The organism is Mesorhizobium sp. M4A.F.Ca.ET.050.02.1.1, from assembly GCF_003997725.1.
Classification (GTDB): Bacteria; Pseudomonadota; Alphaproteobacteria; order Rhizobiales; family Rhizobiaceae; genus Mesorhizobium.
Genome location: NZ_RZSG01000020.1, coordinates 1 through 25,753 on the forward strand (window position 1 = coordinate 1; position 25,753 = coordinate 25,753).

At 65.4% G+C, this 25,753-nt stretch carries 21 protein-coding genes and 2 pseudogenes; 7 read left to right on the plus strand and 16 right to left on the minus strand.

Features of this window, described 5'->3' with window-relative positions; all coding sequences use genetic code 11:
- The coding region (locus EOA33_RS03215; RefSeq protein ID WP_127404926.1) for a hypothetical protein at positions 1-1,415 on the plus strand (1,415 nt) is incomplete at its 5' end.
- Here EOA33_RS03215 and EOA33_RS03220 read toward each other — a convergent pair.
- Both EOA33_RS03220 and EOA33_RS03225 read right to left on the minus strand, forming a co-directional pair.
- A complete protein-coding gene (locus tag EOA33_RS03220) occupies positions 1,401-2,495 on the minus strand; it encodes a glycosyltransferase family 4 protein (RefSeq protein ID WP_126058537.1) in 1,095 nt (364 codons plus the stop codon). The genes EOA33_RS03215 and EOA33_RS03220 overlap by 15 nt on opposite strands.
- Complete coding sequence (locus EOA33_RS03225; protein ID WP_126058536.1) at positions 2,492-3,901, minus strand: lipopolysaccharide biosynthesis protein; 1,410 nt, start codon at positions 3,899-3,901, stop codon at positions 2,492-2,494. The genes EOA33_RS03220 and EOA33_RS03225 overlap by 4 nt, the downstream gene beginning before the upstream one ends.
- Before the next feature lie 240 nt (positions 3,902-4,141).
- Between EOA33_RS03225 and EOA33_RS03230 the strand changes: the two genes are divergently transcribed.
- Genes EOA33_RS03230 through EOA33_RS03240 form a run of 3 tightly spaced genes read left to right on the plus strand, consistent with a single transcriptional unit; the run spans position 4,142 to position 9,025 of the window.
- The gene (locus tag EOA33_RS03230; protein ID WP_126059373.1) at positions 4,142-6,295 is read left to right on the plus strand and encodes a GumC family protein; all 2,154 of its coding nucleotides are present in this window, start codon (positions 4,142-4,144) and stop codon (positions 6,293-6,295) included.
- 3 nt (positions 6,296-6,298) lie between these two features.
- Positions 6,299-7,435, plus strand: coding sequence for a cellulase family glycosylhydrolase (locus EOA33_RS03235; RefSeq protein WP_126058535.1), 1,137 nt, complete (start codon positions 6,299-6,301; stop codon positions 7,433-7,435).
- Positions 7,436-7,495: 60 nt separating this feature from the next.
- Complete coding sequence (locus EOA33_RS03240) at positions 7,496-9,025, plus strand: hypothetical protein (RefSeq protein ID WP_126058534.1); 1,530 nt, start codon at positions 7,496-7,498, stop codon at positions 9,023-9,025.
- 66 nt (positions 9,026-9,091) lie between these two features.
- Here the strand turns inward: EOA33_RS03240 and EOA33_RS03245 are convergent, their stop codons facing one another.
- Positions 9,092-9,877, minus strand: coding sequence for a hypothetical protein (locus tag EOA33_RS03245; RefSeq protein WP_245482215.1), 786 nt, complete (start codon positions 9,875-9,877; stop codon positions 9,092-9,094).
- A 360-nt stretch (positions 9,878-10,237) separates the two neighbouring features.
- Positions 10,238-11,341: a DJ-1/PfpI family protein gene (locus tag EOA33_RS03250; protein WP_126058533.1), complete on the minus strand. Its 1,104-nt coding sequence runs from the start codon at positions 11,339-11,341 to the stop codon at positions 10,238-10,240.
- A 90-nt stretch (positions 11,342-11,431) separates the two neighbouring features.
- Here EOA33_RS03250 and EOA33_RS03255 point away from each other — a divergent pair, with 90 nt between their 5' ends.
- Positions 11,432-12,364: a GlxA family transcriptional regulator gene (locus EOA33_RS03255; RefSeq protein ID WP_126058532.1), complete on the plus strand. Its 933-nt coding sequence runs from the start codon at positions 11,432-11,434 to the stop codon at positions 12,362-12,364.
- Between the two features lie 13 nt (positions 12,365-12,377).
- Here EOA33_RS03255 and EOA33_RS03260 read toward each other — a convergent pair whose 3' ends face one another.
- From EOA33_RS03260 to EOA33_RS03285, 6 genes and pseudogenes are all read right to left on the minus strand, one after another.
- Complete coding sequence (locus tag EOA33_RS03260) at positions 12,378-13,208, minus strand: GNAT family N-acetyltransferase (protein ID WP_127399757.1); 831 nt, start codon at positions 13,206-13,208, stop codon at positions 12,378-12,380.
- 4 nt (positions 13,209-13,212) lie between these two features.
- The gene (locus tag EOA33_RS03265) at positions 13,213-13,959 is read right to left on the minus strand and encodes an aspartate/glutamate racemase family protein (protein ID WP_126058531.1); all 747 of its coding nucleotides are present in this window, start codon (positions 13,957-13,959) and stop codon (positions 13,213-13,215) included.
- Positions 13,960-13,970: 11 nt separating this feature from the next.
- On the minus strand, positions 13,971-14,789 hold the full coding sequence (locus EOA33_RS03270) for an ABC transporter permease (RefSeq protein WP_127400341.1): 819 nt from the start codon (positions 14,787-14,789) through the stop codon (positions 13,971-13,973).
- A 4-nt stretch (positions 14,790-14,793) separates the two neighbouring features.
- Positions 14,794-15,630 (minus strand): annotated as a pseudogene (locus EOA33_RS03275) (ABC transporter permease); the annotation flags it as partial.
- A gap of 146 nt (positions 15,631-15,776) precedes the next feature.
- Positions 15,777-17,066, minus strand: a complete 1,290-nt coding sequence (locus tag EOA33_RS03280) for a PotD/PotF family extracellular solute-binding protein (RefSeq protein WP_126058528.1) — start codon at positions 17,064-17,066, stop codon at positions 15,777-15,779.
- Between the two features lie 33 nt (positions 17,067-17,099).
- On the minus strand, positions 17,100-18,188 hold the full coding sequence (locus tag EOA33_RS03285; protein ID WP_126058527.1) for an ABC transporter ATP-binding protein: 1,089 nt from the start codon (positions 18,186-18,188) through the stop codon (positions 17,100-17,102).
- 261 nt (positions 18,189-18,449) lie between these two features.
- On the opposite strand from EOA33_RS03285, the gene EOA33_RS03290 reads away from it, so the two are divergent.
- Both EOA33_RS03290 and EOA33_RS03295 read left to right on the plus strand, forming a co-directional pair.
- Positions 18,450-19,163 (plus strand): GntR family transcriptional regulator, encoded by a 714-nt coding sequence (locus tag EOA33_RS03290; protein ID WP_126058526.1) that lies wholly within the window; start codon positions 18,450-18,452, stop codon positions 19,161-19,163.
- 312 nt (positions 19,164-19,475) lie between these two features.
- Positions 19,476-20,342 carry a hypothetical protein gene (locus EOA33_RS03295; RefSeq protein WP_189362982.1) on the plus strand — a complete coding sequence of 289 codons (867 nt, stop codon included), beginning with the start codon at positions 19,476-19,478 and terminating at the stop codon, positions 20,340-20,342.
- Between the two features lie 139 nt (positions 20,343-20,481).
- Here EOA33_RS03295 and EOA33_RS03300 read toward each other — a convergent pair whose 3' ends face one another.
- The 6 genes and pseudogenes from EOA33_RS03300 to EOA33_RS03325 form a co-directional block, all read right to left on the minus strand.
- Entirely contained in the window at positions 20,482-21,996 is a 1,515-nt protein-coding gene (locus EOA33_RS03300; protein ID WP_126058524.1) for an aldehyde dehydrogenase family protein, read from the minus strand.
- Positions 21,997-22,178: 182 nt separating this feature from the next.
- Complete coding sequence (locus EOA33_RS03305) at positions 22,179-23,450, minus strand: RNA polymerase sigma factor (protein ID WP_127404927.1); 1,272 nt, start codon at positions 23,448-23,450, stop codon at positions 22,179-22,181.
- A complete protein-coding gene (locus EOA33_RS03310) occupies positions 23,447-23,821 on the minus strand; it encodes a YciI family protein (RefSeq protein WP_127404928.1) in 375 nt (124 codons plus the stop codon). The genes EOA33_RS03305 and EOA33_RS03310 overlap by 4 nt, the downstream gene beginning before the upstream one ends.
- Positions 23,822-23,932: 111 nt before the next feature.
- Positions 23,933-25,024: a DNA topoisomerase IB gene (locus tag EOA33_RS03315; RefSeq protein ID WP_126058521.1), complete on the minus strand. Its 1,092-nt coding sequence runs from the start codon at positions 25,022-25,024 to the stop codon at positions 23,933-23,935.
- Between the two features lie 72 nt (positions 25,025-25,096).
- Positions 25,097-25,447 (minus strand): glycosyltransferase, encoded by a 351-nt coding sequence (locus EOA33_RS03320; RefSeq protein ID WP_126058520.1) that lies wholly within the window; start codon positions 25,445-25,447, stop codon positions 25,097-25,099.
- A pseudogene (locus EOA33_RS03325) lies at positions 25,447-25,753 on the minus strand (glycosyltransferase family 2 protein); the annotation flags it as partial. The pseudogene EOA33_RS03325 and the gene EOA33_RS03320, both read right to left, overlap by 1 nt.

The window sequence follows — 25,753 nt, forward strand, 5'->3', positions numbered from 1 at the left end:
ACAGGGCCGACGGTCATGACGTGGCCGTGTTGCATCAGGCCGAAGCGGCCGCCTGGCCGGCTGCGGCAAAGCTCGCCTTTGCCTTCGAGCAGCGCCTGTTTCGACGGAAAGGGCCCGGCCTCGGCGCTCCGCTTGACAGGCTCGAGGCACGATCCGGCGGCCGGCCCGTCGCGTTGAGGCTGGACCTTGCCGGCAACGCGGCGCTGTCGGATATCCCGACAGTCGGCCTTCGATTTGACGGCTCGGGCTTTGACCTCTCGGCGGCGATAGCGGTCGCGGCCGGCAGGCTGCCAGTGATCGAGGCCGTTCTCAACGGCGAGACGGTGGTGGGCCGGGCTCTGCCGATGGTGGACAGGCGGGAATCGGCGGCGCTTGGCACAGGGGATGTGCTTGCCCGCGCCGTGACTCTGATCGTTTCGATCGCGCGGGCGTTCGCTGAAGGCCGGCCTTTTCAGGGCGAAGGAACGCCTGACGACCGACACCTCAACAAGGCAACGGCGTTTGCCTTCGCCTCCGCCTATCTCGGCTCGGCGCTGCCGCGGCTTGGCCGGGAGGCCATGCGGCGCGTCGGTTATCGCCATGCGCATTGGCGCGTCGGCTACCGCTTCACCGATGCGCCCGGCGTGGCTGAGACAGGCCGGCTCGGGAGCGGCTGGTCGGTCTTGCCGGATCCGGGCGACCATTTCTACGCCGACCCTTTTCCGTTCCAGTGGCAAGGCCGGTCATTCCTCTTCGTCGAGGATTACCCTCATGCGACCGGCAAGGCCGTCATCTCCGTCGTGCCGTTCGATGCCAGCGGCGCCCCCGAGACGCCGAGGGTCGTGCTGGAGGAACCGCACCACCTCTCCTACCCGCAGGTGTTCGAGCGTGACGGCGCGGTCTGGATGCTTCCCGAGGCCAGCGCCGGCGGCAGGCTCACCCTCTATCGCGCCACGGGCTTCCCGGACCGCTGGGCCGCCGAGACGGTGCTGGTCGAAGGCGAGATATCCGACGCGACGCTGCTCGAGCATGGCGGGCAACTTTGGCTGTTCGCGACCGATCGCGACGGTTACGGCAGCACGTCCGACACGCTGGTGGTTTTCAGCGCTCAGGCGCTCTCCGGCCCGTGGACCCCGCATCCCATGAACCCTGTCCTGATCGACCTTCGTATGGCACGCCCAGGCGGAGCTTTCGTTCGCAACCGGGAGGGCCGTATCCTGCTTCCGGTTCAGGACGGAACGCTCGGCTATGGCGGCGGGCTTGGCCTGTCGGAATTGCTGGACCTCGACCAGCAGGCGGTTCGGCTTTCGCAGCCTCGGCCGGTCGATCCGGAAGGCGACTGGCCTTACCCGAAGATCCACACGCTTAACCGCGCCGGCATGCTGGAGGTTATCGACGGGATCGCGGCGGTGCGAAAGCACTCAGGAAAGCAGTAGCGCCTCGTAGCCCGCGCACATCCTCGCCGGCGAATATTTCTGTCCGAGTCGCCGCCCCGCCGCGGAGAGCGTGGCCATCAGTTCCGGCCTGGCGATCATCTCGGCAAGGCCCCCGGCCATGCCGTCGGCATCGGCCTTGACGAAGATCGCCGCCGCTTCGCCATCCTCGGCCGTCAGCACCTCGCGCATCACCGCAAGGTCGTTCGACACCACCGGCAGACCGGAAATCGCCGCTTCGACGCAGGCAAGGCCAAAGGTCTCGGTCATCGACGGAAACGCATAGGCATCGCCGGCCGCGAGGAATTCGAAAATGCGCGCCGTGGGCACTTCGCCGACCAAGTGCAGCCGATCCGCGATGCCCCGGCTCGCGGCAAAATCGACAAGGGCATCCCGCTCCGGTCCGACGCCGGCCAGCGCCACATGGATATCGGGAAGGTGCGCGAGCGCTCCGACAAGCGCGATCTGGTTCTTCATCTGCGTCAGACGCCCCGACGAGACAGCAAGCCATACGTCCCGGGGCAAGCCGAAGCCGGCGCGCGCGGCCACCTTGTTGAAGTCTCCATCTGGTGCGGGGACGCCGTGATCGATGCGCCGGATCCGCCGCCGGTAGGCTTGCGGGTAGCGATCGAACTGCGCTTCCGTCCAGGCCGAGTTGACGACGTTCGCCTGATAAAGCCCCGACATGCCCATCAGCTTGTCGATCTGCGAGAGCAGGCCCATGACCCCTTTGGTCTGCGGCGCGCCGCTCTGGTTGGCAACGATGTGCCGGACTCCGGCCACCCGGGCGCCGATCGTGCCGAAGATGTTGCCGTAGTGCTGATAGGAGATCACCGCGTCCGGCCGCGCCGCGCGCAGATAGGCCGCAAGGCCGATGGCCGCGCGCACCTGTCCGGGCAATCCTTTCGGGCGCCCGGCAAGGATGAAATCCGCATAGGGATCGCCGTCGAAAGCGTCGGTCTTCCGGTACATGAAGACGGTGCGCACATCATGCCCGCGAACCCGCAGGCCTTCACCCACCATGTCGGAAATTCGTTGCGCGCCCGCGGCCTCGGCCTGGGTCTGAACCTGGATGATCTTCACATACGCCCCTTCAGCGCCACGCGGGGAGCGGGCGCCGCCCTCCCCATCGCAAAGCCGAAGATAGATGGGTCGATGCCTATTCTACGCTTGGCGATCGACACCGCAATGGCGGTCCATGCGATGACGGTGCCAGCGATGCTGACCGCCGCGCCGATCGGCCCGAAGAAGTAGGTCGTCACGGCGGTCGCGCCGAGCCCCAGCGCGTTGACGATGACCAGCACCTTGAACAGCGCATGCTGGAGGCCGGTCAGTTGCAGCAGGACTTCGATCGGGCCGCAAGCCGTGCCGAACGTCGCGCCGATGCCGAAGATGACAAGCGTGGCGCGCATGGCGGGCGTGGCATAGGCCGGATTGAACATCGACAGGATGAAGCCGCCCAGGATCCAGAATGCCGCGAGCACGCACAGCGCGATCGCGAAGCTGCCAAGCGCGGCGAGGCTGGTGATGCGCTGAACATGCGCCCTGTCGCCGCTGTAGAAGGCGCTGGAGATCTGCGGCGCGAGCGCCTGGTTGATGCCGTTGAGCGCAAGCGCCACGAACCGTGTCGTCCGGTCGGCGACGAAGATCGCGCCGGCGGCCTCGGGCCCGAGGATCATGGCCACGAGCAGGGTGCTGACCTGCCCGAGCGCCGGCGGCAGCGAGGTGACGCCCCACAGGCCAAGCGTCACCGTCCTGAATTCCTGCTTCTGTCCTTCGCTCAGGGGGCCACGTTCGGCGCGCGCCGTGTCGCGCACCAGAGCCACGGTTTGCGGAACGACCGAAAGGACGAGCAGCAGGGCGGTCAGCCAGGTCGCCTCGACCGCGCTCATCTCGACGCGCATGGAATGGCAGACGAAAAGGATACCGATCGTCGCCGCGCGCCAGATGATATCGCGCGGCAAAAGGCCGGATATCAGCGCGTTCTTGGCCCGGAAGGCGCCGGAGGTGAACTCCGACCAGCCGAGCGAGAAGGACAAGACCGCGGCGGCCAGGCACAGCGAGAACCATTCCGGCGTGCCCTTGCCGATGAACGGCAGGAATCCGACCAGGAGGATGAGCAGGCTGGAGCCTATAAGCCCCGCCAGCGCCACGAGAATGGCGCGCGCCATCATGCCGTGAGCGGAGTTGAGATCGCCAAGCCCGACATATTGCGGCCAGAACCTGAGCACGGTGCTCTGCTGTCCGACCGAGGCGAAGAAGGACACCAGGCTGGCGCCGGCATAGGTCGCGCTGTAAAGGCCGAACTGCCGTCCGTCCATCACCATGGCGACGGCCACGAACATCAGGAAGGACAGGCCCGCGCTGGCAAGCTTGATGATGCCGGCCACCGCGCCGCTCTTGGCGAGCGCCACGATGGGCATGCGCATGCCGGCCCCGGGGCTGGCGCTCCCGGCCACGGCGTCGCGATCGGCTTGATTCTCACTCAACGTCGGCCCCTGTAGCAATCAACTGGCCTAACCCCCGCGGCAGGCGAGCCGACGCTGAAACCTGCCCCTGAATAGAGCAAAAGCCGGCAATTGCGCCAGCGCGAACGCTCTGCATGGTTACTGTTACCGCGAAATGAATCGCGTAAGCACCTCAGTAACCTTAACGAAAGGCTAACGTTAATCCTGAATACTGGACCGTGTAGAGTGGCGTCGGTACGCCGGCTCTGCAGGGGAAAGGTAATGAAGCCAGCCAGGATCGACGATCGCGCTCTTCCGCCATTGTTCGATATCGGACCGTTGTGGGCCATTCTTTGGGGGCGCCGACTGCTGGTGCTTGCCTTCACCGGCGCGGCGCTGCTTCTGGCGGTGCTCTACCTTGCCGTGACCAGTCCCAGCTACACCGCGACCGCCTCGATCCTGATCGATCCGCGCGACGCGCGCGCGACCAACTTCAACAACGTCCTTCCGGGCATCGGGGCCGACAGCGCAGCCATCGCGAGCCAGGTCTTCGTCATCGAATCGCAGGACCTGCTGGGCACCGTCTTCGACAGCCAGAAGCTCCGGAACGATCCCGAATTCTCGTCCCGCGGCCTGATATCGCGCGTCATGTCCCTGTTCGGCGGAGGTACCCCGCAGGACGCGGCCTTCAAGCGTTTCCAGAAGGCGGTATCGGTCGAGCGCGAAGGGCTGACCTATGTCATCAACGTCTCCTTCACCTCGCCGTCGCCGGAGAAGGCGGCCCGCATCGCCAACGCCATCGTCGACCGTTACAAGGCGAGCCTGGCCGGCGAGCGGGAAACCGCCAATGACGATGTGAATTCCCTTCTCAACGACAGGATCAAAGGCCTGCAGAAGGACGTCAGCGACGCCGAGCGCGCGGTCGAGGATTTCAAATCGCAGCACAGGATCGTTGACCCGACCGATGGCGGCACGCTGCAATCGCAGCTCGACCAGCTGACGACGCAGCTGATTGCCGCGCAGGGCGATGCCGACAAGGCCAAGGACAGATACAATCAGGCCTTGGCAGCTGGCACCTCCGCTGCCGGCCTGGCCAAGCTGTCGGAAATACTCTCCTCCAACGCGGCCGCCAATCTGCGCGACGATTACAACCAGCGCGCCACCGAGCTCGCAAATCTGGAAACCATGTACGGGCCGCGCCATCCGGCGATCGGCCGGCTGAGGTCCGAACTGGACCGCATCAACCGGCTTATGGCCGGTGAGGCGATGCGGATCAGGCAGCAGCTGAAGGCCAATTACGATCTCGCCGTCCAGAATGCCGGAAAGCTGCAGGACAAGCTCGAAGCCCTGCGCCAGCAGTCCCAGGACTCGAGCCTGGCGCAGGTGCAGTTAAGGCAACTCGATTCGAAAGCTCAGGCCGCCCGCACCGTGCTCGACGACTTCCTGAAACGCGCGCAGGAAACATCGCAGTTGCAGGGCGTCCAGACGTCCGAGGCACGCACCATCGGTGCCGCCGCGCCGCCGCTGCAGCCGACCTGGCCAAAGCCGGCCCTGCTGCTGCCGGTGAGCGTCTTTCTCGGCCTCATGGCCGGATGCGGCCTCGCGCTGATGCTGGGCCCGGTCGGTCGGCCGGAGGATGATCCGTCGAGCCAATGGCGGGACGCTCCGCAGGCGGTCGATCCAGCCAAGGATGGCCCGCAGGCCAAGCCCCGATCGTTGCCCGTGCCGGCCGATTTCGGCGAATACCGCTTGCCCGGGGTCGCCGGGGGCGCGGCGCTTGCAAATATCAAGGCGATGAGGAAGTCGCTGTTCGAGACCGGCAACGAAACACTGTCGCTGGCCGTGCTGAGACTGATGCGGCAGATCCTCGGACGCCTGAGCGACCACCCCAAACCCTTTGTGTTGCTGGTGTCCTCGATGCAAAGCAGCGCCGAGGCACGGCTCGCCGGCGCGATGGTCGGGATCGGCCTGCAGCGAGCCGAACAGAATGTGCTCGTGGTTGAAGTCGGAGACCTGCCGCATCGCGCCGGGTACGGCTCCGGCCTGTTCATCGACGGCGCCAGCGGCCTGCGTACGGTTGCAGCCGGTGGGGCGGCCGGACAGGGTCAGCAATCGCGCGATCGCAACAGCTTGCGCAGCATTCTTGCCGAAGCCGGCAACGCCTTCGATTTCGTGCTCGTGGTCGCCCCATCGCTTGGCGAAGAAGGTTGGGACCCGGAGCTTTTTGCCAAGGCCGATCTCACGCTGTTCGCGTTGAACCGGTCCGAAAGGGCATCCGACGCCGCCGATCTGATCGAGCGGCATCTCGGCGCTGGCCAGGTCGAACGCAGCGCCACGCTGGTGATCGCGCAGGACAGCGCCCAGCCCGGCAAGACCCCGCACGACGTCCCGTCGAAGGCCGGCGACTGGCGCCGCGGCGCCGTTGCGAGGACCTGATCCATGCGGGCGCCGGAGCAGGCTTTGCCGGCGCTGTCGCGGCGGCGTGCGCTTGCCCTGACCGGCGGCGCACTGCTTACAGCCTTGCCTTTTTCCGTCTCCGCCACGCTGCCGGCGGCGAACAAGCGCGCCGTTCCCTCGCATGGCTTCAACCTCCCCGGATGGTTCGAACGAGAAGGCGGGAGCGCCCCTACCCCGGCCGTTCTGGAGAAGCTTCGTCAAACTGGGTTCGAAACGATCCGGTTGCCGGTGAATGGCGATCTCGTCGCGGATGGCAACAGGGCGGCATTACGCGCCATTCAGCGTGGCGTGGCCGAGCTTGTCGGGCTGGGCTTCGCGGTGCTGGTGGACATGCATCCTTCGGGTGATCTGCGCGCCGCGTTCGAGCGCGATCCGGCAAGCGCGGCCGAACGCGTGGTTCAAGCCTGGACGGCGCTCCGCGTCGTCATTGCCGACCTGCCGGAGGACTCGGTCTATCCGGAGCTGCTCAACGAACCGCCGATGGAGCGGAGCGACTGGCTCGCGCTGCGCGAACACCTTGCCGCAACCTTGCGCGCCAAATGTCCGCTGCACGCGATGGTCTGGGGGCCGGCGCGCTTCCAGGGCATTTGGGAGATCGGCGACACCCCGCCGCTGGCCGACGACAGGCAGATCGCCGCCATCCACTACTACGCGCCTATGGCCTTCACGCATCAATGCGAGACCTGGGATCGATCGCCGCTCGCCCGTCTCGCCAACCTGCCCTTTCCTGCGACGAAGGACTCGCCGCCGGTCCGGGCGCTTGTCTCCAAACTCCAGGCGGCGGGCGACGAGGAGGCTGCCTCCCTTCTGGAGCAGGAACTGTCGAGGCCGTGGGGCGAAGCGCGGATTGCGTCGGACTTCGCCGGGCTCGGCCGCTGGTCGGCGGCCCAGCACTGCCCGGTCATGCTGAACGAGTTCGGCGTGCTCAATTTCTGCGTCGATGCCGACAGCCGCGCGCGCTGGGTTCGCGCCGTGCGCAGGGCGGCCGAGGCCAACCAGATCGGCTGGTCCCATTGGGAGCTCGACCAGGGCTTCGGCTTCATCGCCAACAGGCAGAGCGCGGAAGGGTTCGACAGCTCGATGATCGCCGCCCTGCTGGGCAGCGACGGCGAGGACTGACATGGACAAGGCTCAGCACATCCGGGCGCCGATGCCTGCGACGGTCAAGGCCGACCGGCAATGAGCGTCACCGGGACATATCCGCCGGTCGGCCTGGACGCGTCGAGCTTTGAGGCGCCGCGCGGCGACGCGCTGCTGCATGTCTGCGTGTCGCTTACCCTCGTTGCCTTGACGGTTTCGGCCTTTGCCGTCTGGACGCCGTTCGGCATCGCGGCGACCTTCCTGCTGACGCTGATCGTGGCCAACGCCATGCCCGCGGGCGTCCCCGTCCTGATCATCTGCGCCTTCCTCTACCAGAACCTCGTGGTGACCTGGTACACCCCTTACATCCCCGACAACGATACGTTCGACGCGCTGCGCGGCACCAACTTCGTCATCCTGATGACCGCCTTCTGCATCTTCCTTGCCGCGTCGTTCCAGCAGCGCGTGCGCGCCCTGACCGAATTGCGCTTCTGGCTGCTGCTGAGCATCGTTCTGTGCGGGACGATCTGTTTCTATCTTGCTTTGGGGATCGTGCACGGCCAGCCCAAGGATGCGGTCGTTTATTTCCGCAACACGATCACGCCGCTCGCCTGCTTCCACATCGCGGTTCTCGCCGCCAGCCTCTATCCGGTCGACCTGCGCAAGAGCATGTTCTGGCTCGGCGCCGGCGCCGTCATCTACGGCTATGTGGAGCTGACCTTCACGATGGATTTCCTCAGCCTGTTCCATGGCGACCTCTACATCCAGCGCAACATCGCCCGGCAAATCGAGACCGGCGTCTGGGAGAAGTCGCTCAAGGAAACGGGCTTCGTTTTCCGTGGCCTGCAGGACGTGATGACGACGACCTTCTTCAACACGCCGTTCTTCAACGACATCCTGCCCAGTGTCTTCCGCATCGGCGGCCCGAATTTCCATTCGATCAGCTACGCCTACGCGCTCAGCATCATCTCGGCCTGGCTCCTGTTCAGGGGCCGCTGGCTGCTGCCCATCGCCGCCCTACCGCTGCTTCTGGTCATCGGCTCCAAGGGCGCCACGTTCCTTTTGCTCATCGCACTCGCCATGCGCATCATCTACCGCCCTCCCCGCGCCCGCCTGACGCTCGCGGTCGCCCTGGCTCTGGCAGCAGCCTGGACGACGGCCGCGATCGCCTATGGCGCCACGCATGGCGACTACCACGTGCTTGGCCTGACCGCCGGTTTGCGCGACTTCCTGGCCAACCCGCTTGGGCAAGGATTGGGATTTGGCGGCAATTTGTCGAGCACCAGCCTCAATCTCAGCTGGGCGACCGCCCAGGCCGAGGGCGTCGCCTCGGTTCCCGTCGAGAGCGCCGTCGGCGTCATGCTCTACCAGATGGGCGTGGGCAGCTTCATCTTCTTCGGCTTCCTGGCGGCGCTCGCCGTGGCCGCCCGGCGGCAGCTGATCGAGACCGGCGACCCGGATTTCCTGTTTGCCTTTGTCGGCATCGTCACCATCTCGGCCAATGCCGTGCTGCAGGAAGAGGCGTTCTACTCTCCGCTCGCGCTCAGCTTCTGCCTGCTGCTCGTCGGTGTCTCGCTCGGAACGCACTGGCGCGAGGTAGCGGCGGCAAGGGCCAGGCCGCAGGACTGAACTTTCGGGAGCACAAAGGCAATGCCGACGAAAGACGGCGCTGCTGACCTGTCGTCGCCCTCTGGTTCAGGGGCCGAATATCACCAGTTCGGTGAATGTCAGGTCACCGGGCGAAGGCGGTTTCGGCCCTTTGAAATATTTCAGCCCCTTGTTCGCGAAGTAGCGGCCGAACAGGCCTGCGATCGGCCCGTTCGCATCGGCTAGGCAGAGCAGGATTCCGTGTCGCAGGAGAAAGCGTCCCAGCGCGCCGGCGCCGCGGCTCAGATCCGCGAGCGAACGGCAATAAACGATTTGGGCGCACGGGATCAGGCCGTGCAGGATGCGGCGCGGCATCAGCACCAGCGGGTATGCCGCCCCGTCGCGAATGCAGACGAATGACAGGCAGCCCAGCGCGGCATGATCCTCGAGGATGGATCTCTCGCTGTCCGACAGCATCGCCATTTCGGCGAGGTCGGAGCGGACCTCGAGCACGCGGCATGACGGCTGCGCCGAACTCAAGGCCGGCAGGAAGGCGAACTGGCCGCTGGCGAAGAGGCGAAAGCCGAGCGCCTTGTTGGCATTCAACGTCGAAGGCGCCGGCGAAATGTTGGTGTAGGTCACATCCCGTCGCCTGAGCACCGGCCAGATCAGCTTCATGGCATAGGGGCGGAATGCCTTATCCACCGACCAGCTTGAGATGTTGCAGCGGATTTCATCGCCCTCCCGGCCCGGGTAGCGGGAATAGAGGGTGAGCACGACCCCGACGATCCGGCCGGAACTCTCCAGGGCGAAACCGTATCGCGGACAGTCGTCGATCGCGGGCCGTTGCGACAGACGGGTCAGCGCATGTTCCCAGTACCTGCGGCGACGCATCGGAAAGCCCCTGCGGAGGCAGCCGATCACGCCATCCCAATCGCCCTCGCGAATTGGTCGACAGCTGAGATCGGAGGGAAGTGCGCCATCCATAATCGACTCGGGAATACTACCAAACTAGCTGGATAGCTTCACGTTCGTACTTATGCTACTTGGCAAAAATTAACAATCTCTGCGCCTTAAAAGGTAATTCTGTAGTCGTTTCTGAAATACAACCTTGCACAACCATCGGCTTTTGGTCACGCAAGGACACGGCATCCCGTACGGGCCACGGCTTGCCAGGCCGAAGCGCCACGGCCCTTCCGCGTCGCCGCCGGCGGCTGTTCGAAGTCCGAGGCTTTGACCATGGCGCCAGCGCCTTTATTGCGAAGCTCCCTGCTTCGGATATTCGAGCTGCATGGCGACGAAATCCTTCGTGCCGGTGCCGTAGCGGTCGGCGATGTTCCGCAGCGTCTGGTCCAGCGCCTCGACCGGTGGCTGATGCTCGAAGCTGGCGATCCGCCGTTCCGAAGGCCAAGAGGCGGCCACCTGGTCGGGCAGGAAGCGTATGCCGTTGCGGCTCGTGATGGCTTCATTCGTCCCGGAAACCGTCACGGCGCGCGAACGGTAGGTGCGCGACCACGCATCCGCGACAAGGGCGAGCGACACCTCGTCCATGCCCGGCGTCAGTTCCAGACCCATTTGCTCGTGATCCCAGAAGGCAAGCGTGCTGCGAATCGCCGTCAACGCGAAGGGGCGCGTGAACTTGAAGGCGGCGCTGGCATGGCGCGCATCCCAGCCGGTCAGTCCAAGCTCAGTCGCGACGGCTTCGGCCTTCTGCCTGCCGGCAATGGCCTCAATCAGGGTCAGCATCATCGGCATCGACGCAGTGATCCCGGTCGTCGTCGCCACACCCTGGTCGACCACGAAGCGCCGGTCGGCGACATAGCGGATCGAGGGATGCCGATCGCGAAGCCCGCCCACGGAGTACCAATGCGTGGTCGCCCGCTTGCCGTCGAGCAACCCGCTGGCGCCGACGACCTTGGCTCCGGCGCAGATGCCGATGACGATGGCGCCCTTGGCCGACTGGCGCCTTATCCATTCAAGCACCGCAGGATCGTCGTCGCGGCTCATCGCCGGAACGATGACGTAGTCGGCGCCTTGCGGATGCCGCGCATCGAACGCCGCCACCGTCGCGTCCGGCTCCACCGTCATCACATCGGCCACATCGGCGCGCTTCAGGATGCCGTAGGGCATCAGATAGTCGGTGGTTTCGGTGGCGTCATTGATGCCGATGATGGCGACCAGCGGCCGCTGCCGCTTCGGCCCCAGCGCCGCTATCGTGGCGTCCGCCTCTTGCCGGCCGATCGCCGGCGCGGCGATGGCTTCGGGTGTCGGCGGCAGCGACAACAGCCATCCCGCGCCGAGAGCCAGGAAAAGCACAAAGATACCCAGCCCGCCCCACAAGACAGTCCGCAAGCGCATGGTGGATCCTCTGCTCGACCGAAGAGGTTGACCGAAAGTGTAAAGGCGCTAGGCTTTGGCCGAAATGACATAAATCGTGCGAAAACTGCCATGCAACGGACAGTCGCGATCGTTATCCACCCGGGCTTCCAGTTGCTCGATGCCGCGGGGCCGACGGCCGCCTTCGAGATCGCCGGGCGTTTCGCCCCCGGAAGCTACGAGCTGGCGATGCTGGCTCCGGGCGGCGGCGAGGTCGAAAGCTCGTCGGGCGTCCGCCTCACCACGGCGCCTCTGCGCGACGGGCGCTTCGACACGGTCATCATTTCCGGCGGCGAGATCGTGCGCTCCCTGGCTGCCGCCGAACAGATCGCCGCCTGGCTGAAGCGCGTCGGCGCGCGGCGGATCGCCAGCGTCTGCTCGGGCGCCTACCTGCTCGCGGAAGCGGGGCTGCTCAACGGCCGCCGCGCCACCACGCATTGGGCAAGCACGGACGATTTCGCCCGCCGCTATCCGAGGATCAGCGTCGATGCGGACCGCATCTTCGTTCACGATGGCGATGTCTGGACCTCGGCCGGCATTTCCGCCGGCATCGACCTCGCGCTCGCCCTCATCGAGGACGATCTCGGCCAGGATGTCGCGCGCCGCACGGCGCAGCAGCTTGTCGTCCACCAGCGCAGGTCCGGCCAGTCGCAGTTTTCCTCGCTGGTGGAGCTCGGCGGCCGCACCGGCCGCTTCGCCGATTTGATTGAGTGGATGCGGGACCATCTCGCCGAGCCGCTGACGGTCGAGGTTCTCGCCGACCGCGCAGCCATGAGCCCGCGCCACTTCGCCCGTGCCTTCACTGGAGAAACGGGAACTACGCCTGCCAAGGCCGTGGAGCGGCTGCGCCTGGAAACCGCCCGAACCGCGGTGGAGACCAGCTCCGCCTCTCTCGATCGCATCGCCGCCGCCACCGGTTTCGGCGATCCCGGCCGCATGCGCCGCGCCTTCATGCGCGGCTTCGGCCAGCCGCCCCAGGCGCTGCGGCGCTCGGCGCGGCGATAGCGGCCGCCCCGCGTCAGCCCAGCTCGAGCGTGGTTATGCCGAAGACCCTGGCTTGCGCGTTTGCCGGCACGCCTCCCCGATACATCCGGGTCGTGCTGAAGCCGGGCGACAGGCCGGCGGCCCGAAGCGCTGCGGTGAAATCCGCATTGGCCACCGGCACGTCGATGTGCAGCGTGCCCCTCATCATGTCGGCCAGCGCAGCCAGCAGCCGCAGCGCGGTCTCGGTATCGTCGGCGAACAGCGGCCCGACCTTGAAACCTTCCCGGCACTGACGCGCCACGCCGTAGCCGCAAATCCGGCCGGCTTTCATGGCCAGCAAGGCAACGCGCGGCGGCTGCAGCCATCCTTCGAGAAAAGCCGGCCGTGGCGCCGGGAAACAGCCGCGGTCATAGGCGAGGACGTCGGCAAGCCGATCGGGCGTCGGTGGCCGGATGTCGCCGCCCCCGGGCAGACCCACGGCATGGCCGCTGTAGCGGAGCGTCTCGTAGACGGGCTGAAATCCCATGCGCCGGTAGTTGGGCTGCTGCTCGACGACACCGTCGAGGCCGATCGTGCGATTGCCGAGCCGCGCCATGCCGGCGTCCCAGACCGCCCTGCCATGCCCCTCGCCGCGCCGGTCGGGACGGCAGATATAGAGGCCGATGAAGCCGAAGCGGTCGCCATAGGCAACCGCCGAGATGCCGGCCACCATCCCGCCGTCGACGAAGGCGCCGATGAAACCTTCGGGATCTGCCGCCTGGAACACGGCGGCATCGCCAAAGCCTGGATTCCAGCCTTCGCCCGCGGCCCAGTCGACAAGCATTTCCACCTCTTGTGAGGCGAGCAAGCGGATTGTTCTCGGCATCGTATCACTCGGCGGCGACGTCACCCGGGGCGAAGGATTTCAGAACGCCACGATAGGGCTTTGCCAGCGGGTTTGCATAGGCGCCGCGTTTGGATGTTGACAGGCCAAGCGCAATCAGCGCCTCGGCTTGCTTGATCGCGGCGCCGACGCCGTCGATGACCGGCAGGCCGAAGTCCCGCTGCAACTCGGCCGCAAGGTCGGCCATGCCGGCGCAACCGAGTACGATCGCCTCGGCGCGATCCCGCTCGATCGCACGCGCGATCTCGTCACGCAGCTTGACGATGGCGCCTGATGCCGGGTCTTCCAGCGCCAGGACCGGAATGTCGGCGGCGCGCACGCGGGCCCGCGCGGCCATGCCGTAGCGCCGCACCAACTCCTCGACCGGCACGCGTGAGCGTTCGGTGGTGGTCACCACGCTGAAGCGCTGAGCAATGAAGGAGGCGAGGCTGAGCGCCGCCTCACAGATGCCGATGACCGGGATGTTCGCCATGGCGCGCGCCGCGTCCAGTCCGGTGTCGTCAAAACAGGCGATGATCGCCGCCTGCGCGCCGGCGCGCTCGCCGGCGGCGATCTCGACCAGCAGGCCGGGCACCGCAAGTGCCTCGTCATAATAGCCCTCTATAGACACAGGCCCCATCGACGAAGTGACGGCGAAGATCTCCGTCGAGGCGCTGGCAACGGAGCGGGCGGCCGCTGCGACGGTTTCGGTCATGCTGGCGGTCGTGTTCGGGTTCACCACGAGAATCTGCACGTTGGCTCCGTTCAGGCTCGCGCCCGGCGGCGGCCGACATAGACGATCGCGCCGAGCGTCAGCAGGATCACCAGGAAAGAGAACACGGTCGTCACCGTGCCAAGCGCATAGAGCACCGGCGTCGTTACATTCGTCGTCATGCCATAGATCTCGAGCGGCAGCGTGTTGAAGGTGCCCGACGTCATCAGCGTGCGGGCGAACTCGTCATAGGAGAGTGTGAAGCCAAACAGGCCGACGCCGATCAGGCTGGGCGCGATCATCGGCAGAACCACATGCGCGAAGGTCTGCCAGGCGGTGGCGCCAAGGTCGCGAGCGGCCTCCTCATAGGCCGGCGAGAACCGGTTGAAGACGGCGAACATGATCAGCACGCCGAAGGGCAAGGTCCAGGTCAGATGCGCGCCGAAGGCCGAGGTGTACCAGGCCGGACGAAAGCCGATCTGCTGGAAGACGACACCGATGCCGAGGCTGATGATGATCGACGGCACGACCAGGCTGGCGACGGCGAGATAGAACAGCGCCGTGGCGCCGCGGAACTTGCGGCGGAAGGCAAGCCCGGCGAGCAGTGAGACGATGACGGTCACCGCCATCACCATCAGGCCGAGCGCCAGCGAACGCCTGAAGCTGCCGCCGAAATCGCCCACCGCCTGCTTCTCGAACAGGTTGGCGAACCAGTGCAGCGAGACGCCGTTGAGCGGAAAGGTCAGGCCGCCATTCTCACCCTGGAAGGACAGGATCAGGATCGCCGACAGCGGCCCGTAGAGGAACAGCACGAACAGAGCGAAGAAGGCCGCCAGCCCGTAGAATTCGAGAGTGCGCTTCTCGCGGTTCATCGCCTCAGAGCTCCTTGCGGATGTCGACGATGCGCAGGATGCCGGCGACCATCAGGAGCACCAGCACCAGAAGCACGACCGCGTTGGCGGCGGCGGCCGGATATTGCAGAAGCGACATCTGGTTCTTCATCATCAGCGCGACGGAGGCGCTCTGTCCGCCCGACATCACCTGCACGGTGGAAAAATCGGCCATCACAAGCGTGACGACAAAGATGGTGCCGATCGCCATGCCGGGCTTCGCGAGTGGGATGACGACATTCCACAGGATCTGCCAGCCGGAAGCGCCGGCGTCGCGCGCGGCCTCGAACAGCGAGCGGTCGATGCGCATCAGCGTGTTGAAGATCGGCGTCACCATGAACAGCGTGTAGAGATGCACCATGGCGAGCACGACGGCGAATTCGGAATAGAGCAGCCATTCGATCGGCCTCGGTACCAGCCCCAGATGCACCAGCGTCGAGTTGACCAGGCCGTTGCGGCCGAGCACCGGAATCCACGAGATCATGCGGATGATGTTGGAGGTCAGGAACGGCACGGTGCAGACCAGGAACAGCACCATCTGCATGGCCGTGGTGCGGATGTGGAAGGCGAGGAAATAGGCGACCCAGAAGCCGATGAAGAGCGTCAACGCCCAGACGATGGCAGTGTATTTCAGCGTGTTGAGATAGGTCTTCCAGGTGACCCAGGAACCGAGCACGTCGGAATAGTTGGTCGTCAGGAAATCCGGATACATCGCCGCGAAGTCGTAGTCCCAGAAGCTGACGACGACGATCATCAGGATCGGCAGCAGCAGGAACGCGCCGAGGATCAGCGCGAGCGGCGTCGCCTGCAGATAGGGCGCGATCACGCCGATCGAGAACCGGCGGCGCCTGGCGGGCTTGGCCGCGGCCATTGCAGGGCGTTCGAGCGCGACTGTCATGCGTGATATCCGACGAGCGGTTGTGTTTGCGGATGACGGCGGCGTCGCCGCCGTCATCCGCGATCAGTGCATCACGCCGCGATGAACTCGTTCCAGCGCTTCACCATGTAGCGGTCCTCGTCCATCACCGAGTTCCAGCAGGCAACCTTGCCCATGCGCTCGACGAAGGAACCGCCGTCACGCACCGCGCCAGCCTTCTCCATCACCTTGCCGTCCGGCGCGACGATGTCGCCCTTTGCCGGCTTGCCCTCGACCCAGAAGCCCCATTCATCCTCGGACATGAACTGCTTGGCCGTGTCCATGGCGGCGGAATAGTAGCCCTGGCGGTTGAGATAGGCGCCGACCCAACCGGACAGGTACCAGTTGATGTATTCATAGGCCGCGTCGAGCTCGGCGCCCTTGAGATGCGCCGCGAGGCCGAGGCCGCCGCCCCACGAGCGATAGCCTTCCTTGAGCGGCTGATATTTGCAGGCGATGCCCTTGGAGCGCACCGCTGCCACCGCCGGCGACCACATCGACTGGATCACCACTTCGCCGGACGCCATCAGGTTGACGCTCTCGTCGAAGGATTTCCAGAAGGCGCGGAACTGACCGTCCTGCTTGGCCTTGATCAGGAAATCGATCGTCTTGTCGATCTCCTCCTTGGTCATGTTGCCCTTGTCTGCATATTTGATGTTGCCCATGGCTTCCATGATCATGGCCGCATCCATGATGCCGATCGACGGGATGTTGAGGATGGCGGCCTTGCCCTTGAAAGCCGGATCCATGATGTCGGCCCAGGTGGTGATGTCGCGGCCGACGAGGTCGGGGCGGATGCCCAGCGTGTCGGCATTGTAGATGGTCGGAACCATCGTCATCCACTGGGTCGGTTCCTTGGCGAAGGCCTTGGAATCCTGCGCCTCCACGAAGCCGACCGTGTGTGGTGCCGTGCCTTGCGCGATCACGCTGTCGGGCGTCAGCTTGCCGGTGATGAACAGCGGCACGATCTTGTCGTAATATTTCAGCTTCTTGACGTCCATCGGCTGCATGACGCCGGTCGGATATACCTTCTTGGCGATCCAGTATTCGATGTCTGCGATGTCGTAGCTGTCGGGCTGTGTCACCGCGCGCTGCGCGGCGGCATCGGAATCGGTCGCCGTCATCTCCAGCGTGATGCCGAGATCCGCCTTACACTTTTCGGCGATGGCATTGAGGTTAGACACGCCGGTACCGAACTGGCGCAGCGTGATGTTCGACTGCGCCCAGATGGTCGGGAAGCCGGTGATGACGCCGGAGCCGGCGGCAAGGCCGACCGCCGCTGCGCCCGTCTTGAGCAGCGAGCGGCGGGAAATGCCTGTCTTCTTGTCGGTTGTGTTGGTCATTGTCAGTTCCCCTTTTGGTTTGGTTGTGATGGTTCAGGAATCGAGACGACCGAGGATGATCGCATCCTCGGCGTCCCAGGCGATCGGCACCGCGTCGCCGACGGCGACCGGCCTGGCAAAAAAGCCCTCGTCGTCGAGGATGACTGTGAACTCCTCGATGCCAGCGCCGTTGACCGAGAGCTTCACGGTTGCGCCGCGATACTCGATGTTGGAAACGATGCCGCTGAAGCCGAGCCCCGCCGCCGGCGCCTCGCCGATGCGCACATGGTCGGTGCGGATGGCGATGTCGATCGGCTCGCCGGGCTCGCGGCCCTGCCCGCTCGCGGCGAGCGAGACGCCGCCCGGCACCTCAAAGAGAACCATGCCGTCGCTGCTGCCGCTGACGCGGCCGGACACGACATTGTGGTCGCCCATGAAGCGGGCGACGAAAGCGGTCGCCGGCCGTTCGAATACGGTGCGCGGCGGCGCCGCCTGCTCGATGCGGCCATTGTTCATCACCACGATCAGGTCGGCCAGCGCCATTGCCTCCTCCTGGCTGTGGGTGACGTGAACGAAGGTGATGGCGAGCGAGGTCTGCAGCTTCTTCAGCTCCGCCCGCATGCGTATCTTGAGGAACGGATCGAGCGCCGAAAGCGGCTCGTCGAGCAGCAGCGCCTCGGGATCGGTGATCAATGCGCGGGCCAGCGCCACGCGCTGCTGCTGCCCGCCTGAAAGCTGCGCCGGGCGGCGGCTTGCATAGGCTTCCATCTGCATCAGCTTCAGCATGTCGAGCGCCTTGGAGCGGCGCTCCTCCTTGCCGACACCCTTCATCTTCAGGCTAAAGGCGACATTGTCGACGAGGTCGAGATGCGGAAACAGCGCATAGGACTGGAACATCATGGCTGTGCCGCGCTTGGCAGGCGGCAGGTCGGTGACGACGGTGTTGCCGAGCCGCACGTCGCCGCTCGAGATGCTCTCATGCCCGGCGATCATGCGCAGCGTCGAGGTCTTGCCGCAGCCGGAAGGACCGAGCAGGCAGCAATAGGTGCCGGCCGGAATCTTGAGGCTGATGTCCTCGACGGCGGTGGTCGCGCCATAGACTTTCGAAACGGACACGATGTCGATTTCGGCGGCTTTGGACATCCGGGCTCCTCTTGGCTCGGATTAACCAAAGCATCATGCATGCCAGTTGCCCGCCGCCACCCTCAAGCGTTTGAATCCTCGAGCAAATTGTCGATCCGGCCTCGCGCCCAGCAAAGCAGCACTCGTGTGCGATGCACAAATTATGGGCGATTGTCGGCGATGTCAGCAGAAATCGTATGCAATCTTTTCTACTATTGCGTTCAATTTGGCTCTCGTGCAGGCGGCCCGATTCAGGCTACAAGAGCTGAGGACCTTGCCGCCATGAACATCGCCGACCAGACCTTCCCAGCCGTCGACAACGCCAACGAGGATCGCGCCCAGGCGATCCGCGACCAGTTGCGGGACGCCATCGTCGACCGCCGGCTTGCGCCCGGAACCAAACTGTCCGAAGGCGAGGTCGGCACCCTATTCGATGTCAGCCGCACCGTCGCACGCGCGGCGCTGCAGATGCTCTCCTTCGAAGGCTTGGTGCGCACCGAGCGCAATCGCGGCGCCTTCGTCGCCAATCCCTCGCCGGAAGAGGCGCGCCAGGTCTTTGCCTCGCGCCGGCTGATCGAGCCCGGCATCGCGGTCGCCGCCGCCGGGCGCATCACACCGGCTGACGTTGCCGCCTTCAAGGCACAGCTCGAGGAAGAGGGCCGCTTTATCGCCGAGCGCGGGCCGAGCGCAAGGCGCTCCGAGATCAAGGCCTCCGGCGATTTCCATCTGCTGTTGGCTTCCGTGGCCGGCAATGTCATCCTGCAGCGCTTTATGGAAGAGCTGGTCGCGCGCTCCTCGCTGGTGATCGCGCTCTATGGCCGCTCCGGCATTTCGAGCTGCGGCCACAACGAGCATCTGCAGATCCTGGACGCGCTGGAGAACGGCAACGCCGAACGCGCCAGCGCGCTGATGCTGCACCACATCGACCATATCGAGGCTGATCTCGACCTGCGCGTCAGGAGCGGTCCGGCGCTGCGGCAGGCCCTCGAGTCCTGACAACCTGCGCGAGCCGGCCGATGCCGTTGCTTGTTTCAATCTTGGCCTGGAACGCGCGCTCACCCCGGCCCGGATGGCGCGAAGCCTGTGCTTGCCCCTTGCGTGCGTCAATTCGGCCGGCGGCTGCCGGGCTGACTATCGTTGGGAGGAGTTTTGCGAACGTTTGCAAAGAGTTAGCGAGGAAATGGCCTCGGCCTGCATGCAGGCCGCCCTACTTTGGTACGGGGAGCGCAATACTGGACACCAACGATGAAGGCTGGAAATGTGCTTCATGTTTCACGGTTCGGAGGGCTGAATCGGAGCAGGAGCAGGATGGCGCTGAAAGCCGAAGACATTGCCGGCCATCCGGCTGTGCACCGTGGTGTCCAGGAGCAGTCACGGGCGCTTATCCAGATCTACGAAACGAGCCCTCGGCTGGCCGCGATCTTCGCCACGCAGCAACGCTGGCTGATGGGCCATGTCGGCCTTGCCCTGCATTTCAGGCGGAATCCGAACGACCATCACACCGCGCTGACCTTGGCGCGCTTCCTCAAGGTGATACGCCAGAATTCGGTAGCCAGCCGCAACACGGCGGAAGCCTTCATCAAGGAGATGTTGCATTACAACATCGCCGAATATCTGCCGACAAGCGAAGATGCGCGCGCCCATCCCATGCAGCCCACGGCAGCCACCATCAAGACATTCACGGGCTGGGTCCTCGCCCATCTCAGGACGCTGGATATGATCGACGGCGGCAACCGGCTGGCCACCTTCCTCGACCGGCCCGAAATGCTGGCCAGATTGCAGCCGCTTATCGCGGACGGTCTGTTGTCTTCAGCGCCGGTGCGTGAGCCCGAGCAGACCTTCTCGCTGTTCATCTGGCTCAACAATGGCGGCATCGTCATGGACTGGCTGATGTCCGGCATCGATCCAGAGAATGCCGGACTGGACAAGATCCCGACAAGCGTGGTCTCGATCGCAGAGTTCGCCCGATGGCTTAAGCTGTCGCGCACCCATCTCGCGCGCAAGCTGCATGACGCCGAGGAACTCGGCAGCATCGGCTGGGCCGGCCAGCGCGGCCATTCCCTGATGTGGGTTTCGAAGGAATTCTACCACGAATACATGGCCGTCCAGGCGGCCAAGCTCGCCGTTGTCGATGCGGCCTTCGAGGTCTGTTTTCCGGCACCGGAAAGAGGCTGAACGTTCTGCCCTCCGCACAACCCGCGATCTCACCGGCAAACGTCAGAAAGTGTCCGGCGTCGCGGCCGCCATGCGCGCTGTCGACCTGCGTGGCCTGATCGTGCAGGACAGGCGCCGCCATGAGCGGCGCCTGCGATCCTCAGTCGATGTCGAACGAGACGCCCTGGGCAAGCGGCAGCGCCTTGGAGTAGTTCACCGTGTTGGTGGCACGCCGCATATAGGCCTTCCAGGCATCCGAGCCGCTCTCGCGGCCGCCGCCGGTCTCCTTCTCGCCACCGAACGCGCCGCCGATCTCGGCGCCGGAGGTGCCGATGTTGACATTGGCGATGCCGCAATCCGAACCATCAACGCCTAGGAAGCGCTCGGACTCCTGCAGGTCGCGGGTGAAGATCGACGACGACAGTCCCGCGCCGACCGCGTTATGCTCGTCGAGCACGGCATCGAAGTCGGAGTACTTCATCACATAAAGGATCGGCGCGAAGGTTTCTTCCGTCACCGGCGCGACCTGCTTGGGCATCTCGACCAGCGCCGGGTGCACGTAATAGGCATCCGGATGGCCGTTCTCGACCCGCGAACCGCCGGTAACCTTGCCGCCATGGGCGGTGGCTTCCTGCAGCGCCTTCTGCATGTTGTCGAAGGCGGCCTTGTCGATCAGCGGACCGACCAGCGAAGACGTTTCCAGCGGATTGCCGACCGAGACGCTCTGATAGGCCTTCTTGAGACGCGGCAGCAGCGCGTCGTAGACGCTCTCGTGCACGAACAGGCGCCGCAGCGTCGTGCAGCGCTGGCCGGCCGTGCCCATGGCGCCAAACGCGATGGCCCGCAGCGCCATGTCGAGATCGGCGGTCGGGCAGACAATGCCGGCATTGTTGCCGCCGAGCTCCAGCACCGCGCGCGCGAAGCGCTTGGCCAGCCGCGGACCGACGTCGCGACCCATGCGGGTCGAGCCGGTGGCCGAGACCAGCGGCACCTTCGGGTGGTCGACCAGGATCTCGCCGACGGCGCGGTCGCCGATCAGCACCGGCGCCAGCCCTGCGGGCGCATCATTGCCGAAGCGCTCGACCGCGCGCTTGAAGATCGCCTCGCAGGCAAGCGCGGTCAGCGGCGTCTTTTCCGACGGCTTCCACACAACGGCGTCGCCGCAGACCAGCGCAAGGGCTGCATTCCACGACCATACCGCGACCGGAAAATTGAAGGCCGAAATGACGCCGACGACGCCCAGCGGATGCCAGGTCTCCATCATGCGGTGGCCGGGGCGTTCGGTGGCGATGGTCAGGCCATACAACTGCCTGGAAAGGCCGACGGCGAAATCGCAGATGTCGATCATCTCCTGCACCTCGCCGAGCCCTTCGGACGGGATCTTGCCGACCTCGATCGAAACCAGCCGGCCAAGCTCGGCCTTGTGGGCGCGCAGTTCCTCGCCAAGCAGGCGAACCAACTCGCCGCGCTTCGGTCCCGGCACCAGCCGCCAGGCCTGGAACGCCTTGTGGGCGGCGTCGATGGTTTTGGCCGCATCGCCCGGCAAGATCGTCTTCAGCGCTGCGATCCGCTCGCCGGTCACCGGGCTACGCACGATCAGGTCGCCGCCGGAAAGCGCGTCCTTGGCGACACCGAGCTTCTCCAGAAGTGCGGCCGTTTCCTTCGCTATCGTCATTTTTGTCCCTTTCAGATCCCGTCGCAAGGCAACGGGGCAAAGCCATGCGCCACCCTGTCCGTACCGTCGGGCCCGTCGGAGCGCTTTCATGGCGTGGCATTACTCGTTTCGGGGAAAAACCGCCACCCCGGCATGGTCTAAGCCCGGACCGCAGGGTTGGGCCAGACTTTCGAGACGGCCGCTCAGCGCGCCTTTTGCGCGGCCCGCTCGGCGCCTTCCTTCATCAGGCGGTCGATATGCATGCGGATATGGGCCGCCTCGGCGGCTGTGTTGGCAAGCGCGATCGCCCGGTCGAACGCAACGCGCGCCTCATCGCCGCGGTCGAGTTGCATCAGCAGGCCGCCCTTGAGGCCGAAGAAGTGGAAATAGCCGGACAGCCTATCCTCCAGCGGCTCGATCATGGCGAGCGCCGCCTCGGGGCCGCGCACCTTGGACACCGCTACGGCGCGATTGAGCGTCACCACCGGCGACGGCTGCATGCGCTCGAGCAGGCTGTAGACCAGGTCGATCTCGGTCCAGTCGGTGTCTTCGGGCTTCACCGCCCGCGCATGCAGCGCGGCGATCGCCGCTTGCACCTGGTAGGGGCCGGGCTTCTGGTGGCGCAGCGCCTTGTCGACCAGCGCCAGGCCCTCGTCGATCATCTTGCGGCTCCAGAGACTGCGGTCCTGGTCCTCCAGCAGGACGATCTCGCCACTGACGTCGAAGCGTGCCGGCGCCCGCGCATGCTGCAGCAGGAGCAGTGCCGTCAGCCCCATGATTTCAGGCTCGGTCTGGAACAGCCGAAGCAAGAGCCGCGCCAGCCGGATCGCCTCCTCGCAGAGCGGCGCGCGCGCCGGCGCCTCGCCGCTGTTGGTCGAATAGCCCTCGTTGAAGATCAGGTAGACCATGGCGGCCACCGCCGCGAGCCGTTCCGAGCGCTCGACGGCGCCCGGCGTCTCGAAAGGCACGCCGGCATCCGCGATGCGCGCCTTGGCGCGGGTGATGCGCTGCTCCATGGCGCTTTCGCCGACCAGGAAGGCGCGCGCGATCTGTTTGACGGTAAGGCCGGAGACGATGCGCAATGCCACCGCGATCTGCTGCGTCGCCGGCAGGTCCGGATGGCAGCAGATGAACAGGAGCCGCAGGATGTCGTCGCGATAGTGGGCGCCGTCGAGACGCTCGGCGATATCGCTTTCGGTATCCTCCAGGTCGGAGATCTGGTCCTCTTCCGGCAGCGGCGCCTGCTTGGACCGCTTGCGGACCGCGTCGATGCCGCTGTTGCGGCCGACGAAGATCAGCCAGGCGGCGGGATCGCGCGGCGGGCCGTTCTTCGGCCAGTTCTTCAGCGCCCTCAGGCACGCATCCTGGAAAGCTTCTTCCGCGGCGTCGAGATCGCGGAAGTAGCGCAGCAGCGCACCCATCGCCTGCGGACGGGCGGTGCTGATCGCGGTGCTTATCCAGGCAAGCTCGGTCATGCGGGTACTCTGGCCGGATTGAAGAGGGAAACCGGGCGTATCTCGTAGGAGCCGCCGCTTGGATTGACCTGGGAAAGCTCGCGCGCGAAGTCGACGGCCTCGTCGAGGTCGGCGCATTCGAGCGTATAGAAGCCGAGGAACTGTTCCTTGGTTTCGGCGAACGGGCCGTCGATGACGACCGGCTCGCCCTTGACCGTGCGCAACGTCGTCGCGGCGGTGGTCGGCAAGAGACGCGCGACGGGCCCAAGCCGCCCGGCCTGGGCGTATTTTTCCTGCACGCCCAATAGCTTTGCCATGACCTCGTCGTCCTGTTCCTTGCTCCAGGAGCAGACGACGTCTTCGGAGGCGTAGCAGAGGATGGCGTAGAGCATGGCAAATCCTTTCCGTATCAAAGGACGCGACAGTAGGGCCCTTCCCGACACAACGTCGATAAAAAAATATTGAGCGATCACACGGGCTTGCCCGTCCACCCGTGCCACTGGTCAGGCGCCGCGCGTCTCAAGCCATCGCAACACCAGCGTCTCCTCTTCGTCGAGACCGGGTATCAGGCGTTTTCGCTTGCTTGCCTCCGCCATTTCGCTGAGCAGCCGGCCGTTTGCCCATGCTTCGAAGACCAGCGGGTGGATGTAGCATTTGCGGCAGATGGCACGCGTGTTGCCGAGGCGCTCGGCGACCCTGTCGATGATCCCGTTCATGACCCGCTTCATCTGCGCCTGGCTTTCCGGACGCTCGGCTTGTGCAAACAGCGACGCGGCGTGGATGGTGCCGCCCCAGGTTCGGAAATGCTTCGAGCTGAAATCCGCGTCGGCCGCGTCGCGGATATAGCGGTTGACGTCGCCCGAACCGACCGGATGCCTGTTGCCGTCCTCGTCAAGATACTGAAGCAGCTTCTGGCCCGGAAGTTCCTGCGCGCCGCGCACGATCCTGGCGATCCGGCGGTCGACCAGCTTCAGCTTCCATTCCTTGCCGGACTTGCCCTTGAAGGCAAAGCGCAAGTGCGATCCCTCGATGTCGACATGACGGTCGCGCAACGTCGTCAGGCCGAAACTCTTGTTGTCGCGGGCATAGGCGGCATTGCCGACGCGGATCATCGTATTGTCGAGCAGCCAGACGGTCGCCGCGACGACGCGCTCCGCCGGCAGACCGTGACGGCGCAGATCCGCATCGATGCGGCGCCGCAGTCCGGGCAGGCTTTTGGCAAAGGCGACCAAGCTTGAATATTTGGCGCCGTCGCGCTCGGCGGCCCACAGCGCATGATAGCGGTATTGCTTGCGCCCGCGCTGGTCCCGGCCGGTCGCCTGGATGTGCCCGCGGGCATCAGGCGAAATCCAGACATCGGTCCACGCCGGCGGAATGGCCAGTGCCTTGATGCGCGCAAGCGTGGCCGCTGAGACCGAACGGCCCTGGAGCCCGAGATAGGCAAAGCCCTTGCCTTTTCGCTTGCGGCGAATGCCGGGATCGGCATCGCTGACATAGGTGAGCGACGCGCGCTCGGCCGAATCTTGCGCGCCGTTCTTTCGGGTTTCGTCCTCTCCTGCTGAACGGTCAGGGGAGGATTGCGGTCGTTGCAGCATGATGCATCCCACGGAACTGGTCCGTAGATAAGCCGCATCGCCGGCGACTGGTTCCGTGCTGCTCTTAAGGGTTCACGCTCGCGCGACGGCCGACAGGTCCGCCATCCAGAGCCCGCCGTCATCGGATCTCTGCCCAGCGCGGGCAGGCGAGGCAATCCGCGGCAAGGAAGGCGACGAACGGGGCTTGTGTCGCCGCAGGCCGATATTTCGCGCAGCGCCGGCGAACAGTCGCTGCCCGACCTCGATGACCCTGACATCGAGTCCGGCACGACCCAGCAGTGCCTGGACATCCCCGCCGCCGGAATTCACGACCACGACCTCGAACGGTGCATTCTGGTCGAGCGCCGATCTTACTGCTGCGACCAACTCGGCAGGCGCCCGCAAACCAATCACCACGACTGCGAGTTCCGGCCTCTCGGCCATCAGGCGCTTTGCAACTGGACACGCGGCATGGAAAACCGGCGCCGCGCCGCAAGCTTGAACTGATAGCGCATGCAACGCCAGATGTCCGACGGCACCTTCGGCGCGGCCTTGGCCACGGCCAGGAACCGGGCCGCCGTATCCAGGTCGCCGCGCGCATAGTGGACGCGCGCGATCTTCAGGGCGACAAGCCCTTCCCTGGTCTTCAGCGTCGACTTCGCAATCCCGCAATCGGCGAGCCCGTGCAGCGCATTGCGCCATTCGAGGAAGCGCTTTGCCGGCAGCACGATGAAGCGGTCGTCGGAGCGT

Bases quoted from the DNA above. Each gene is read 5' to 3' on its own strand.
- EOA33_RS03315 (WP_126058521.1), bottom strand. From the start codon at position 25,024: ATGCTGCAACGACCGCAATCCTCCCCTGACCGTTCAGCAGGAGAGGAC.
- EOA33_RS03300 (WP_126058524.1), bottom strand. From the start codon at position 21,996: ATGACGATAGCGAAGGAAACGGCCGCACTTCTGGAGAAGCTCGGTGTC.
- EOA33_RS03260 (WP_127399757.1), bottom strand. From the start codon at position 13,208: ATGCCGAGAACAATCCGCTTGCTCGCCTCACAAGAGGTGGAAATGCTT.
- EOA33_RS03285 (WP_126058527.1), bottom strand. From the start codon at position 18,188: ATGTCCAAAGCCGCCGAAATCGACATCGTGTCCGTTTCGAAAGTCTAT.
- EOA33_RS03270 (WP_127400341.1), bottom strand. From the start codon at position 14,789: ATGAACCGCGAGAAGCGCACTCTCGAATTCTACGGGCTGGCGGCCTTC.
- EOA33_RS03230 (WP_126059373.1), top strand. From the start codon at position 4,142: ATGAAGCCAGCCAGGATCGACGATCGCGCTCTTCCGCCATTGTTCGAT.
- EOA33_RS03280 (WP_126058528.1), bottom strand. From the start codon at position 17,066: ATGACCAACACAACCGACAAGAAGACAGGCATTTCCCGCCGCTCGCTG.
- EOA33_RS03305 (WP_127404927.1), bottom strand. From the start codon at position 23,450: ATGACCGAGCTTGCCTGGATAAGCACCGCGATCAGCACCGCCCGTCCG.
- EOA33_RS03250 (WP_126058533.1), bottom strand. From the start codon at position 11,341: ATGCGCTTGCGGACTGTCTTGTGGGGCGGGCTGGGTATCTTTGTGCTT.
- EOA33_RS03255 (WP_126058532.1), top strand. From the start codon at position 11,432: ATGCAACGGACAGTCGCGATCGTTATCCACCCGGGCTTCCAGTTGCTC.
- EOA33_RS03310 (WP_127404928.1), bottom strand. From the start codon at position 23,821: ATGCTCTACGCCATCCTCTGCTACGCCTCCGAAGACGTCGTCTGCTCC.
- EOA33_RS03240 (WP_126058534.1), top strand. From the start codon at position 7,496: ATGAGCGTCACCGGGACATATCCGCCGGTCGGCCTGGACGCGTCGAGC.
- EOA33_RS03245 (WP_245482215.1), bottom strand. From the start codon at position 9,877: ATGCGTCGCCGCAGGTACTGGGAACATGCGCTGACCCGTCTGTCGCAA.
- EOA33_RS03320 (WP_126058520.1), bottom strand. From the start codon at position 25,447: ATGGCCGAGAGGCCGGAACTCGCAGTCGTGGTGATTGGTTTGCGGGCG.
- EOA33_RS03295 (WP_189362982.1), top strand. From the start codon at position 19,476: ATGGCGCTGAAAGCCGAAGACATTGCCGGCCATCCGGCTGTGCACCGT.
- EOA33_RS03235 (WP_126058535.1), top strand. From the start codon at position 6,299: ATGCGGGCGCCGGAGCAGGCTTTGCCGGCGCTGTCGCGGCGGCGTGCG.
- EOA33_RS03290 (WP_126058526.1), top strand. From the start codon at position 18,450: ATGAACATCGCCGACCAGACCTTCCCAGCCGTCGACAACGCCAACGAG.